Origin of the sequence: Serratia oryzae (genome assembly GCF_001976145.1) — a bacterium.
GTDB classification, from domain to species: domain Bacteria; phylum Pseudomonadota; class Gammaproteobacteria; order Enterobacterales; family Enterobacteriaceae; genus Chania; species Chania oryzae.
In genome coordinates this window covers 428619-442618 of sequence record NZ_MOXD01000002.1, presented here as the reverse complement: position 1 = coordinate 442618, position 14000 = coordinate 428619, and the positions used below count along the sequence as shown (strand labels likewise).

General features: G+C 54.4%; 13 protein-coding genes. 6 read left to right on the top strand and 7 right to left on the bottom strand.

Features of this window, described 5'->3' with window-relative positions:
* Positions 1–86: 86 nt before the first annotated feature.
* The 3 genes from BMI79_RS05245 (at position 87) to BMI79_RS05235 (ending at position 3259) form a co-directional block, all read left to right on the top strand.
* Entirely contained in the window at positions 87–671 is a 585-nt protein-coding gene (locus BMI79_RS05245; RefSeq protein ID WP_076941053.1) for a hypothetical protein, read from the top strand.
* 129 nt (positions 672–800) lie between these two features.
* Complete coding sequence (gene amyA / locus BMI79_RS05240) at positions 801–2291, top strand: alpha-amylase (RefSeq protein WP_076941051.1); 1491 nt, start codon at positions 801–803, stop codon at positions 2289–2291.
* A 122-nt stretch (positions 2292–2413) separates the two neighbouring features.
* Complete coding sequence (locus BMI79_RS05235) at positions 2414–3259, top strand: PA4780 family RIO1-like protein kinase (RefSeq protein ID WP_076941049.1); 846 nt, start codon at positions 2414–2416, stop codon at positions 3257–3259.
* Between the two features lie 27 nt (positions 3260–3286).
* Here the strand turns inward: BMI79_RS05235 and BMI79_RS05230 are convergent, their stop codons facing one another.
* On the bottom strand, positions 3287–3751 hold the full coding sequence (locus BMI79_RS05230) for a methyltransferase family protein (RefSeq protein WP_076941048.1): 465 nt from the start codon (positions 3749–3751) through the stop codon (positions 3287–3289).
* 135 nt (positions 3752–3886) lie between these two features.
* Between BMI79_RS05230 and BMI79_RS05225 the strand changes: the two genes are divergently transcribed.
* Entirely contained in the window at positions 3887–4711 is an 825-nt protein-coding gene (locus BMI79_RS05225) for an AraC family transcriptional regulator (RefSeq protein WP_076941046.1), read from the top strand.
* Here BMI79_RS05225 and BMI79_RS05220 read toward each other — a convergent pair.
* The 4 genes from BMI79_RS05220 to BMI79_RS05205 all read right to left on the bottom strand — a co-directional run bounded on the left by BMI79_RS05220 (position 4687) and on the right by BMI79_RS05205 (position 7755).
* Positions 4687–5280 carry a LysE family translocator gene (locus BMI79_RS05220; RefSeq protein WP_076941044.1) on the bottom strand — a complete coding sequence of 198 codons (594 nt, stop codon included), beginning with the start codon at positions 5278–5280 and terminating at the stop codon, positions 4687–4689. The two genes, BMI79_RS05225 and BMI79_RS05220, sit on opposite strands and share 25 nt — an antisense overlap.
* An 83-nt stretch (positions 5281–5363) precedes the next feature.
* Positions 5364–6266, bottom strand: coding sequence for an EamA family transporter (locus BMI79_RS05215; protein ID WP_076941042.1), 903 nt, complete (start codon positions 6264–6266; stop codon positions 5364–5366).
* Positions 6267–6305: 39 nt separating this feature from the next.
* A complete protein-coding gene (locus tag BMI79_RS05210; RefSeq protein ID WP_083704369.1) occupies positions 6306–6848 on the bottom strand; it encodes an amidase family protein in 543 nt (180 codons plus the stop codon).
* A 439-nt stretch (positions 6849–7287) separates the two neighbouring features.
* Complete coding sequence (locus BMI79_RS05205; protein ID WP_076941040.1) at positions 7288–7755, bottom strand: MarR family winged helix-turn-helix transcriptional regulator; 468 nt, start codon at positions 7753–7755, stop codon at positions 7288–7290.
* Between the two features lie 640 nt (positions 7756–8395).
* Here BMI79_RS05205 and hpaX point away from each other — a divergent pair.
* Positions 8396–9784: a 4-hydroxyphenylacetate permease gene (hpaX, locus tag BMI79_RS05195; RefSeq protein ID WP_083704368.1), complete on the top strand. Its 1389-nt coding sequence runs from the start codon at positions 8396–8398 to the stop codon at positions 9782–9784.
* Between the two features lie 238 nt (positions 9785–10022).
* On the opposite strand, the gene BMI79_RS05190 is transcribed toward hpaX, so the two are convergent.
* Both BMI79_RS05190 and lsrG read right to left on the bottom strand, forming a co-directional pair.
* Positions 10023–11522: an aldehyde dehydrogenase family protein gene (locus tag BMI79_RS05190; protein WP_076941038.1), complete on the bottom strand. Its 1500-nt coding sequence runs from the start codon at positions 11520–11522 to the stop codon at positions 10023–10025.
* Positions 11523–11914: 392 nt separating this feature from the next.
* A complete protein-coding gene (gene lsrG / locus BMI79_RS05185; protein WP_076941037.1) occupies positions 11915–12208 on the bottom strand; it encodes a (4S)-4-hydroxy-5-phosphonooxypentane-2,3-dione isomerase in 294 nt (97 codons plus the stop codon).
* A 171-nt stretch (positions 12209–12379) separates the two neighbouring features.
* On the opposite strand from lsrG, the gene lsrK reads away from it, so the two are divergent.
* On the top strand, positions 12380–13945 hold the full coding sequence (gene lsrK / locus BMI79_RS05180) for an autoinducer-2 kinase (RefSeq protein WP_076941035.1): 1566 nt from the start codon (positions 12380–12382) through the stop codon (positions 13943–13945).
* Positions 13946–14000 lie beyond the last annotated feature (55 nt).

Here is a 14000-nt window from a genome sequence, read left to right as displayed (position 1 = left end):
TCTGAGCACATCGCCACCCAATACCGAGAAGGTTTAATGGCGCTGATTACATAAATAATAGATACATCCTATCATAGAGTCTAATTATGAATGCTAGGTTGACGTTAAGTTCCTTTTTACCCCTCTTCTTCAGCTGCTTTGCTTGTGGCCATTTAAATGCTGCCAGCACGGGCACATTGACGGTAAAGTTTGGCCAGACAACGGAGGACTCATTTAAGGCAACGCACCCTAATGCCGTCAAAATCAGTTTTAATAATGAGCTAAAAGGTAATATCTATCAGGAAAAACCTAACAGCCACAAAGATGTGCGAAGAGACATTGTGTTTGAAGATCTCGAAGATGTTTTTGTCTTGTTTGACCAGAATAAGCATTTAATCGCGTTACAACTGCAGTTTAAAAGTGATTACTTTGGTATTCTCGCCCCAAGCTTAGGTAAAAAATACTCTATAATCACCAAGAAACAATCACCTCTCGGTAGTAAATACATGGAGCTGTACAACAACGGGGTTTCAATTTATTTAAGCAAGCCATCTTTCTTTTCGGATACCTCTCTACTCTTTATAACAATCGATGCAAAAGAGAAGCTTTTAAAAAGCATCCCGAATAGCATGCTTGATAATGAGAATAAAATTCTGAATTACCTCGTGAAGAAATGTTTTTCTCCGCAATAACGTGATTAAGCAGGCTAACTCGCCGATCTGGCAGCGCTGCGGTCACCACCTGCTTGTTTCCCTTTTGCCCAAAGTAGCCCATGCTAGGCTGTGCTTACTTTATTTTCCGGCTAACTGGGATGCTGGCTCATGACGAAAAAAACTACGCTGTTGCAATTCTTCCATTGGTATTACCCTGGCGATGGCAAATTGTGGCCAGAGGCCGCCGAGCGGGCACCCGCACTGGCCGAGTTGGGGATCACGGATCTCTGGTTGCCACCGGCTTATAAAGGCGCTGCCGGTGGTTACTCGGTGGGCTACGACAGCTACGATCTGTTCGACTTGGGTGAATTTGATCAGAAAGGCACCCGCGCTACCAAATACGGTGATAAAGAAGCGCTGTTGCAGGCCACCGCCCAACTGCGTGACCACGGCATACGGGTGATTCACGACGTTGTGTTCAACCACAAAATCGGCGCCGATGAAAAAGAGCGGGTGCATGTCTATAAAGCGGATGCCGATAACCGCAACGCTATCGCCGATCAAGGCATTGATGCTCTGGCCTATACCCGCTTCACCTTCCCTGGGCGAGGAGGGGCCTATTCCCAGTTTATCTGGGATTACAAGTGCTTCAGCGGCATCGATTACATCGAAGAACCGCAAGAGACAGGCATCTTCAAGATCGCCAACGACTACGGTGATAGCGGCTGGAACGATCAGGTTGATGACGAGAAAGGCAATTTTGATTACCTGATGGGCGCCAACGTCGAGCTGCGCAACCCCGCCGTCGTTGAAGAACTGAAATACTGGGCGCGCTGGCTGATGGCAACCCTGCCCTGTGACGGCTTCCGCCTGGACGCCGCCAAACATATCCCAGCCTGGTTCTTTAAAGAGTGGGTCGACCATGTGCGCAGCGTGGCACAGCACGATCTGCTGATCGTGGCAGAATATTGGTCGCACGATCTGGCGGCACTGCAACAGTATTTGCAGCTGATAGAGGGTAAAGTCATGCTGTTCGACGCGGTGCTGCACCTGAAATTCCACCAGGCCTCAAAGCAAAGCGATCAATTCGACATGAGGCAGATTTTCACCGATACGCTGATCGCCGCCGATCCGGCCCATGCGGTGACCATGGTCGCCAATCATGATACTCAGCCGTTGCAGGCGCTGGAAGCACCGGTCGAATCCTGGTTCAAACCGCTGGCCTATGCGCTGATCCTGCTGCGTGAACAGGGCGTTCCCTGCGTGTTTTACCCTGATTTATATGGGGCCAGCTATAGCGATAAGGGTAAAGACGGCGGCGATTATCACATCAAGATCCCCGTGATCGCTGAATTGGAGAAGCTGATACAGGCGCGCCAGCGCTTCGCCAACGGCGTGCAAACCGATTATTTTGACGACAGAAACTGCATCGCCTTCAGCCGCAGTGGCACTGCCGAAGCCCCCGGCTGCGTGGTGGTACTGACTAACGGGGAAGCGAGCAGTAAAACCATTACCTTGGGCAAAAATTTTGCGCAAAAAACCTGGCGCGACTTCCTAGGCAACCGCCAGGACGATATCATAACCGACGCACAGGGCAGCGCCGCCTTTCCGGTCAACGGTGGCAGCGTCAGCGTGTGGGTACTGGCAGAATTGCTGTAAGTCACCGCCGGTGTGGCTGTATGCATACCGGTGGTAAACTAAATTTTGCCTTTCTGGTCTAAATTACGGTATCAACGCACGCAAACCATTCACACCAGAGCCTAAATAGGGTACAAGGCTGCATGAAAATTCCAAAACGACTCCAGCCATTGGTAGATGATGGTTTAATCGACGACGTCATCCGCCGTTTGAAAAGTGGCAAAGAAGCCGACGTGTTTATCGTGCGTTGCGGTGAAGAGATCCGCTGCGCCAAAGTGTATAAAGAAGCCGAAAAGCGTAACTTCAAGCAGGCCGTGCACTATCAGGAAGGCCGCAAGGTACGCAACAGCCGCGATGCGCGCGCCATGAGCAAAGGCTCAAAATTTGGCCGTCAGCAGCAGGAGGAAGCCTGGCAGAACACCGAAGTGGATGCCCTGTACCTGCTGGCTAAAGCAGGCGTGCGTGTGCCGCAGCCGGATATCTGTCTGGACGGCGTGCTGCTGATGGAGCTGATCACCGACGACGAGGGCCTGGTGGCTCCGCGTCTGAGCGATGTGACCTTAACGCCGGAACAGGCGCTCAACGATCACGCACTGATGATGAACTATGCGGTGCGCATGCTGTGTGCGGGCCTGGTGCATGGCGATCTGTCAGAATTCAACGTGTTGATGGATAAAGACGGGCCAGTGATTATCGATCTGCCTCAGGTGGTCGACGCGGCGGCCAACAACCACGCCAAAAGCATGTTCGAGCGCGATATCAACAACATGACCCAGTATTACGGCCAATATGCGCCGGAACTGTTGGGCACGAAATACGCCAAAGAGATTTGGGCGCTGTATCAGGAAGGTAACCTGACGCCGGAAAGCGTGCTGACCGGTCAGTTTACCGAAAGCAACAAGCGCGCCGATGTCGGCTCGGTCTTGGACGAAATTCAGGCAGCCAGCGATGAACATCAACGCCAGTTGCTGGCGCGCAACGAAGAGTAACTCACTCCGCCGGTGCCAGAGGCAAGGTTACAGCCAGCGCCGAACCCGGCGGCAGAACGCCGTATAATCAGCCCCGAAGCGTGCGCTGAGAAACCGTTCCTCACGCGGGATCTGCACTTTTTGCAGATAGGCAAAAAACAGTAGCCACCACGGCCACACGCCGATGCCCTCCAACAGTAGAGCCCAGGCGGCCAGCAGCAGTAACTGCCCTAGATACAGCGGATTGCGGCTGAAGCGGAAGATACCGTCAACCAGCAGCACGTTCACCTGCTGCGTGTTTTGCGGGTGAAGCGTGGTACCGGCACGGAAAAAATGCAGACAGGCGCTGAGAGTAATAGCCAGAGAAAGCACTAGCAGCACGGCCGCCCCCAGCAGCACAGGAAAATACCCCTGCCAGCGTTCAGCGGAGAGGTAACGCGTGCCCAGCATGCCCGCAGCGCAGGCTACCAGCACCACCGGCGGCAAGGTCAGCCAGTGAATCCATTTTTTCATTTTGTCACATTCCCTATATCCAGTGAATTTCAAGAGGCTTGCAGAATGCGCCTCAAAGATTAACACGGCCATTCCCTTGCCTCGGCACTTTACGCTATAACAGTGCACCTATCTCCAGCAGCCAAGGGACACAGAATGGCCGATGACTCTCCGCAGTTCTGGCGCGACGAACGCCTGCCGTTTGTTGAAGCACGCGCCATCGCCGATGGCCGCAAGCTCTGTTATTCACTGCATAGCCACGAGTTTTTCTCTATCGGGGCCATTACTGCAGGCACCAGTAGTTATATCCATGGCGAACAGCGCCTGGAAGTAAAAGCCGGTGATGTGGTGATCATCAACCCACAGCAGGCGCATGGCTGTAACCCGATTGGCGATCGGCCCTGGGCCTATATCATGTTTTATATCGACACCGGTTGGCTAGCCCGTTTACAACAGGAGCCTACGCACGATCAACAGGGCTTTACCCCATTTACGGCCTGCCTCAGCCATGACCCGATCTTATTCGCTGGCCTGAACCGCCTCTATGCCCTGTTGCTCGATCCGTTGTGCAGCCATTTGGAAAAACAGATCGCGCTCGTGGATTACTTCAGCGAACTGCCGTTACGCCTGGGAACAACGCCCACCCAGCCCATCGATATCAACCCCAAGTTGGCAACGGCCGCCGCCTTTATCCGCCGCCATTGCACGCAATCGCTGACGCTGGAGGCGATCTGTCAGGCCTCGGGCTTATCACCTTCTTACCTGATCCGCGCGTTCAAGAAGCGTTATGGCATGACGCCGCACGCCTATTTGGTCAACCAGCGCATTCAATACGGCCACCGGCTGCTGAAACGCGGCTTCCCGATCGCCGCCGCCGCCAGCGAGAGTGGCTTCGCCGATCAGGCGCACTTTCAGCGCACCTTTAAACAGCTGCTGGCGGCGACGCCCGGCCAATATCAGACCCCTTCAACCACTAAATAGCAGGCGCTGGCTGCTAATAACAGCGCCATGAAACGGTTGAAACGCTGCACATTGCGCGCACTCTGCAACAGGCCACGGAGCATCGCACCGGCATAGGCCCAGCAGGCTACCGAAACGTAGCAGATGACGAAGTAGATCGCCGCAAACTGCCACAGCAACTGCATCTCACCGTCTCCGACAAACGCGCCCATGCTGGCCATCGAAGCCAGCCAGGCCTTCGGGTTCAGCCATTGCAACCAAGCGCCGTACCAGTATGAGGGTTCTTTTTGCCTCTCGCCCTGCCCCAATTGCCCGTCGTCAGCCGCAAGCTGATAGGCCATATACAGCAGAAAACCTACGCCAGCCCAAAGGATCGCCTGCGTCAGCCCCGGCCACAGCGCCAATAGCTCATGCAAACCGAGGCCGATCAACACCAGCAGCAACGTGAAGCCCAACGTCGCCCCGGTCACGTGGCGCAGGCTGGCGTTAAAACCAAACTGCGCCCCGCTGCTCAACGCCACAATGTTCACCGGGCCAGGGGTAATGGAAGACGCCAGAGCAAAGGCGGCCATAGAAAGATAAAGCGTCATATTCAGCACCTGTAAAAAATCCACAGGTGCCAGCGTGCCGCTTCGCGGTGAGAGAGTATTGAACGAAATTGCCCTGCCGCCGATTATTTTCTGGCGGCGATTCCCCAGCGCGGCAGGCCGAAGGTGTTCACAGCCATTCCCGCCAGCACCAGCAATGCACCGCCGATTTGCAAGGAAGATAAAGCCTCTCCCATCAGCAACCATGCGCTTGCCAACCCCACCAAAGGTACTAGCAGCGCCAACGGTGCCACACGCCAGGTTTCGTAACGTGCCAATAGGTTGCCCCAAATAGAATAACCCAACAGGGTGGCAGCGAATGACAGATAGACAATCACCACTACGCTGCTCATCTGCAGATGCAGCAGGCTATCAAGCACCCGCTGACGATCGTCAAATAGCCCGCTGCAAACCAAGAACGGGACGATCGGAATCAGCGCACTCCACACCACCAGCGGCAAAATTCCCTGTTGCGGAAAGATCGCCATGATTTTCTTGTTAGTGAGGTTACCTATTGCCCACGAAAATGCCGCACCCAGCGTCAGCAACAGCCCTGCGATCGGCACCGCCGCCCCCTGATTACGCAGGCTGGCCTGTGCCAGCAACAGCATCCCCAGGGTAGCCACTACAATTCCGATCGCATGGTGGATACGCAACCGCTCGGCAAAGACTAACATCCCCAACAACAAGGTGAAGAAAACCTGTGCTTGCAGGACCAGCGACGCCAACCCAGCTGGCATCCCCACCTTGATGGCGCAAAAAAGAAAGGCAAATTGCCCAAAGCTCATGGTCAGGCCGTATAACGCCAACCATCGCCACGGCAGCTTGGGCCGGGGAATAAAGAATATGGCAGGAAATGCCACCAGCAAGAATCGCAGGCCAGCCAACAAAAACGGTGGCATTCCCTGCAAGCCGTATTTGATTATGACAAAATTCATTCCCCAGATAATCACTACCAGTAACGCCAACAGCCGATCGCGCAATGTCATCCTTGCCTCGCTTATCCCGCAGAAATTAGATCATGTATTTTATTCCTCCGCCAAATCATAATAGCGGCGGTTGAAATACACCAATCCGCGTGGACATTCACCGACCCGCACTTCCTGCACTCGGCAATAAAAGACCGTGTGGCTGCCGACCTCATGGAACTCATTAATCTCACAGTCAAAATTAGCTACCGCCGAACCCAGCACTGGCGCACCGGTATCGGTGCCGATGGCAAAGTCAACCTCGCCTGCCGCCACCGCCGCCGCCGAACCGCTGGAAGAACCGCCGGGGATCAGCTGTGGATACTGAGGGTTCAACGGGGTGCCGCTCCAGGGGTTAATCCCGGTGACGCCAAACGCCAGTTCATGCAGCGTGGTCTTACCCGTCAGAATACAGCGTTGATTCAACAGGGTATCCACAATCTGCGCATGGCGCAGCGCCGGAGGGGCTAACGCCAGGGCACGGCATCCCGCTTGCGTTGCATAGCCTGCGACGTCGAGCGTATCTTTCACCGCAAAGCGCAGGTCGCCTTGCCCTAGGGTAAATCTCTCAATGTAGGCATTGCTCTCACATAAATGGTTCATTATTTCAACCTTGATGATAAACAATGTATCTGTTTTAAGAATAGTAATCCGAGGCTGATAACAACCTGTGCTTACCCCTTGGTCTGTGCAGAAGCATGCTGCCTGCGCGCTGCCTTAGCGAGTGCCCTTTTTCAGCAACCTGACCCTAGTGTTTGTTTTTTGATCTAATTGACGATGGAATCATCATGGCTGAATTAGATGAATATTCAAGTAATATTTCACATAAAAATCACAAATAATTAACAATCCATATAACATTAAAAGTTAAATGGTTAATGACTTATCACCTTGAATAAGCTACAGAAAGAGGGAAGTGTTGATAGAAAAAGGCCATCAGAGAAAACCCCAATGGCCTTTTTAAAAATGTTTTATTTACAGTAAGTTAAAAGCCGTATTTTTATGCAGATCACAATTTTGCAATCACGAATTCGGCCTACGACTACAGCTCGTTGAGATTATGCAAAACGCAACCTAGAGACAGATTCATTTTCTCTATCTGCGCCGCCGTCATGCCCTTGAACGCCTTTTGAAACACCTTCTGCGTCAGGTGCAGCGCCTCTTCCACTTTGGCCTTTCCGGCTGGGGTCAGTGTCACTTCGGTAACGCGCGCATCCCGTTCGCTGCTGAGCGTAGTGACCAAACCATCCTCGCGCAAACGCCCGACAATCTTGGTGACCGTGGGCATTTTTGCCAGCGCATATTCAGAAATCTGCGAAATGCTGGCCGTGTGATATTGGTGGGTGATCGCCAGGACCCGAAAGCGGGAAACATCCAGCTGAACCTTCTTGAGGGTGACCTCCATGATTTGGGTATAACGCGCATAGACATTGACGATCCAATAAAAAGGGAATTCTTCACGCTGAAAAACGGGATCCTCATGCGGCAGACTATCAGGCGTTTTGCTCATCATTTTCCTTACTGAGGGAAGTGGTTGCGCAACGATTATAACCGCTTATGTTAAGCGTCTATAGCATTACCCACGTGGCATTGCTCTCTGTTATGCCCCTGCGTGGCCGAACATCGCACAAAATTGATACAAAAATTAAACACAGTTAACATTTTTGTATCAATTATGAAAAACTTGTTGCTTGCCGAAACCATTCCTTCCTATAAGTGAGCCAAGCTCCAGCGCTGATCCTTGCAAGAGCGATCCACAGACGGCCAGCGGCAAGCACTGACAATAACGATTATTTTTGTTTTTATTATTATGGCATTACCTCATTAACTCATATGCCTGCCCTGGTTTTTCAATACCTACATACCCTAAATAATTCGAGTTGCAGGAAGGCGGCGACACAGTGACAAATCGGTCTTTGACCGATTTGAACAGCGCTTGCGCTGGCCCACAGGGTGAGCCTCTTTGAGGCTCATAATCCCCAGGAGCTTACATTAGTAAGTGACTGGGGTGAGCGACAAATCTGCTTGGCAGATTTGAACGCTGCTTGCAGCGGCCCCGAAGGGGCGAGGCCCGGTATGGGCCGAGTAACAAAGCCAACGCACATGCAACTTGAAGTATGACGGGTATAAACGTTATATGCGGAGTCATTATGAACGGTAGCCCTATTGCTGAACCTATCCAGCATACCCCACCAGGTTGTTCAGCGACAGACAGCATCAAACTCAATGCCCGCCAGCAGGCCGTGATCAATAAGCTGTTTCGTCGGCTGTTGGTGTTTTTATTTATTCTGTTTGTGTTCTCTTATCTCGACCGCATCAATATTGGCTTTGCCGGCCTGACCATGGGGAAAGATCTGGGCCTGACCAGCACCATGTTCGGCCTGGCCACCACCCTGTTTTACGTAATGTACGTGGTCTGCGGTATCCCCAGTAACATCATGTTAGGCATCGTCGGCGCAAGGCGCTGGATAGCCATTATCATGGTGGTATGGGGTGTGGCTTCTACCGCCACCATGTTTGCCACCGGCCCTAACAGCCTGTATGTACTGCGGATGTTGGTCGGTATTGCGGAAGCCGGCTTTTTACCCGGCCTGCTGCTGTATTTAACCTATTGGTTCCCCGCCTACTATCGTGCCAGAGCCAATGCGCTGTTTATGATCGCCATGCCGGTGACCATGGCGCTGGGTTCGTTGGCTTCCGGCTATATTCTGAGCATGGATGGCCTGCTGGATCTGCGCGGCTGGCAGTGGTTGTTCCTGCTGGAGGGGTTCCCTTCGGTGCTGTTGGGCGCCGTCGTGTGGTTCTATCTGGATGACAGCCCAGCCAAGGCCAAATGGTTGACCGATGACGACAAAGCCTGCCTGCAGGAGATGATGGAAGCGGACAAGTTGAGCCTGGTACAACCCCAGGGCAGCACCAGCTATACCGCATTGCAACATGGCAGCATGTGGCGTGAGCTGTTTACCCCGGTGATTTTGTTATACACCCTGGCTTATTTCTGCCTGACCAACACCCTGAGCGCCCTGAGCGTGTGGACCCCGCTGATTTTGCAGAGCTTTAACCAAAGCAGCAGCAATATTACCATCGGTTTTCTCAGCGCTATCCCACAGGTTTGTACCATTATCGGTATGATCTGGTGGAGTAAGCGCTCAGATCGCAAACGGGAGCGTAAGGTTCATACCCTGATCCCCTATCTGTTTGCCGCGGTGGGCTGGATGTTCACCGCACTTAGCACCCACAGCCTGTTGCAGCTGCTGGGGATTATTATGGCGTCTACGGGGGCGTTTGCCGCGATGGCAATCTTCTGGACCACGCCAGATCAATCCATCAGCTTCCGTGCCCGCGCCATCGGTATTGCGGTGATCAATGCCACAGGCATGAGCGGCGCGGCGCTAGGTCCACTGTTGATGGGCTGGCTCAAGGATGTCACCGGGAGCTTCAATGCCGGTATCTACCTGGTCGCCGGTTTTCTGGTGCTGGGGGCGTTGGTGATCTCTTTTATCCCCATGAAGGGTAGCCGCCCACGGGCCACGCCATAACACCCGGTGAAATCATCGAAGGGTATAAACTGGCGAAGTCTCTTGATCTGAAGATCTGATCAAGAGACAGCCCTGTGGTAGAGGGCCAGGGTGAAGGGCGGGTAGTACGGTGATCCCTCTCCTAATCCTCTCCTAATCCTCTCCTCAAGGAAACGGGTTAATCTTAACTAACCCGCATTAAAACGGGGTTTACCCTTTCCTTTTTTAACGGGCGCAGCCAGCGCCCCTCTGGGTAAAATCAATAACGGATACAGACCGATTTCGATTCGGTGTACGCATCCAACCAATCTGGCCCAAAATCGCGGCCGCTGCCAGACTGTTTAAAACCACCAAACGGCATGTTGGCGTCGATCAGCGTATGGGTATTCACCCACACCGTTCCGGCCTGAATGCGTGGCGTGTAAGCCATAGCCGCTTGCAGGCTGGTGGTCCACAGGCTGGCAGTCAGGCCATAGTCAGTATCGTTGGCTTTACGCAGGGCTTCTTCGGCATCGGCCACGCGAATCAGGTTAACCACCGGGCCAAAAACCTCTTCCCGTGCCAGATTCAGGCTATCGTCCGGGTTAATCACCAGCGTAGGAGGAATATAGAACCCTTGAGCGTCCGGCCCCGCGGAACCACTAATCAGCTCAGCACGTTTGTTCCTGGCATCGTCCAGATAGGCGGCCACCTTGTTGCGGTGAGCCAGGGAAACCAGCGGGTTGATCTGCGTACTGCCATCCATACCCGGCCCGACAGACAGCGATTTCACCGCCTGCTCAAAACCGGCGACCAGGCGATCGTAAATCGGCGCTTCGATATAAATGCGGGAGCTGGCGGCGCAGACCTGCCCCTGATTGAGGAAGCTGCCCGCCATCAGGCCTTCAATCACCTGCTGCAGATCGGCATCTTGCAGCACGATCGCCGGATTCTTGCCGCCCAGCTCCAGCGTAACGCGGGTTAACCGATCGGCCGCCGCACGGGCGATCCCTTTGCCAACCGGCGTAGAGCCGGTAAAGCTCACCTTGGCGATCAGCGGGTGTTCGGTCAGCGCTTTGCCACACACCGCTCCCCTGCCAGTGACCACGTTGAAAACCCCCGGCGGCACACCGGCTTCGCTTGCCAGCTCCGCCATGCGCAGCAGCGTGAGCGGCGTGGTTTCCGAAGGTTTGATCACGATTGAACAGCCCGCAGCCAGTGCTGGCATCACCTTCCGCATGCCGATCAACAGTGGGAAGTTCCAAGGCACGATACCGGCCACTACGCCGATCGGCTCCTTGCGGGTATAGACCTGATATCTGGCTCCCGGCGGCATCGGGATGGAGACATCCAGCGTCTGCCCGGTAATTTTGGTGGTCAGCCCAGCGGTATAGCGCATCCAGTTCAGCGTACAGCCCACTTCAAAGGCGCGGGAGATATTGATCGACTTGCCTTGCTCCAGGGTTTCCAACTGGGCCAGTTCTTCGCAATGTTGTTCAAGCAGATCGGCATAGCGCAACAAAATACGCTCGCGCTCGGCGGGCAGGCGCTGTGCCCACACGCCAGCGGTAAAGGCCTGGTGAGCAGAGCTGACGGCCAGTGCCACATCGGCAGCATTGGCATCGGCTGTTGAGGAGATTTGCTGGCCGTCGGCAGGGTTGTATACCGCCAAGCGCTGTTCAGCCTGAGAAGCCTGCCACTGGCCGTTGATATATAGGCCATGCTGGCGATCGAGAAAACGCGTTACGCTATTCAATATGGTTACGCAATTGTCTGGCATACACCCTCCGAAGGTGAAATCAAGAAACCGTTAACCTTAAAAGTTTATATACACGTCATACTTCAAGTTGCCTGGGTGTTGGCTGCGTCCAGTTACTCGGCTCATCCATGAGCCTCGCCCCTTTGGGGCCGCTGCAAGCAGCGTTCAACTCTGCTCCCGGCAGAGTTGTCGCACCAGTCACATAGTTATCTATGCTCCTGGCGACTCTCGGACTTGCCGCCTACATGCAACTCGAATTATTTAGTGTATAACGACATGCCAAAATCGGCGTTTATCTGCCTGACATTCAGTTTGCACAGCGTGACACTGGCAAGCTTATTGAGGTGCCAAAGCGGCCGGATTCAGCAAATGCCGGGCGGTAACCCCTATCAAGACCGTTCACAACCTGCCCGTCATGCGGGCATCACGCCGATAAAGGTGGTTTTCTTGCGCGGGCCGGTCATTAACGCCTCCAGCCTTTCCACACATTGCAGATAATGCGGCGTTTGCTTGTGAGCGGCCACCGCCTGTTCATCTTTATAGGCTTCGTAGATATAAAAACGCGTCGGAACCTGTTCATCGCGCAGCACGTCAAAGCGCAGGTTGCCCGGCTCGTTGATAGCACCAAGATGGTTGGCGCGGAACACCTCAAGAAACTCGTCAACCTTGTCCTGCTTAACGTTAATTTCCACCAGCGTAACGTGCATAACAGCTCCTTTTCGCTCTCTGTTCGATAAACCAACCATAGGGGGATTTCTGTCTGTTGCCTCCCCTAGGCGGCAATTTTGCAATATAGCTCACAGATCATGCCCCCACAGCCACCGCGCCCCTGAATTACGGCATCTATAGTTAGATCTAACCCCCTGAGAGTGTGAACTATGCAGAACTACTTAATGGCACTGGACGCAGGAACAGGCAGCATTCGCGCGGTGATTTTTGATCTGGCCGGTAACCAGATCGCGCACGGTCAGGCAGAGTGGCAACACCTGGCGGTAGCGGGGGTTCCCGGCTCAATGGAGTTTGATCTTACCCATAACTGGCAACTGGTTTGCCAATGTATCCGCCAGGCATTGCAGCATGCCAATGCCAGCGCGCAGCAGATTCGGGCCATCGCCTGCTGTTCAATGCGCGAGGGGATCGTGCTGTACGATCGCGAAGGCGTGCCGATCTGGGCCTGCGCCAACGTTGACGCTCGTGCCAGCCGCGAAGTCAGCGAACTGAAAGAGCTGCATAACTTCAGCTTCGAACAAGAGGTATACCACTGCTCGGGCCAGACGCTGGCGTTAAGCGCCATGCCACGCCTGCTGTGGCTGGCCCATCATCGGCCAGATATTTATCGCCAGGCCGCCACGGTGACAATGATCAGCGACTGGCTGGCCAATATGCTCAGCGGCGAACTGGCGGTCGAACCCTCCAATGCGGGCACCACCGGTATGTTAGATCTAGTCAGCCGCAGCTGGCGGCCGGAGCTGCTGGACATGGCCGGTCTGCGTGCCGATCTCCTCTCACCGGTGAAAGAAACCGGAACGCTCCTGGGCCAGGTTACCGCTCAAACGGCGCAGCAAACCGGCCTGTTGTGCGGAACACCGGTGGTGATGGGCGGTGGCGATGTGCAGCTTGGCTGCCTGGGGTTAGGCATCGTCCACCCAGGGCAGACGGCGGTGCTGGGGGGAACCTTCTGGCAGCAGATCGTCAACCTGCCGCAGCCGATCACCGATCCAGAGATGAACATCCGCATCAACCCGCACGTGATCCCCGGTATGGCGCAGGCAGAATCCATCAGCTTCTTTACCGGGTTGACCATGCGCTGGTTCCGTGACGCTTTCTGTGCTGAAGAAAAACTGCTCGCGGAACGGCTCGGTGTCGATGCCTACAGCCTGTTAGAAGAGATGGCGGCACGCGTGCCGCCGGGGGCCTATGGCGTGATGCCGATCTTCTCTGACGCGATGCATTTTAAAACCTGGTATCACGCGGCACCGTCGTTTATCAATCTGTCGATCGACCCGGAACGCTGCAATAAGCAGACGCTGTTCCGTGCGCTGGAGGAGAATGCCGCGATTGTTTCCGCCTGCAATCTGGCCCAAATCGCCGCTTTTTCTGGCGTGCAGCCGCGCTCATTGGTGTTCGCGGGCGGCGGCTCGAAGGGGAAACTGTGGAGCCAGATCCTCAGCGACATCACCGGCCTGCCGGTACAGGTGCCGGTGGTGAAAGAAGCCACCGCGCTGGGTTGCGCCATTGCCGCCGGTGTGGGTGCCGGATTGTATGAGTCACTGGCCACCACCGGTGAGCAGTTGGTGCGCTGGGAACGTGAATACCACCCCAATAGCGCCAACCATGAGCTTTACCGCCAGCAAACCCAAGCCTGGAAAGAAGTGTATGCCGATCAGCTCACGCTGGTCGATCATGGTTTAACCACCTCGCTGTGGAAAGCGCCGGGGCTATAATGCCCACACTCGGCAACCCGACTGTTTGTGGTAATATTAACCGTAACTTTGTTCT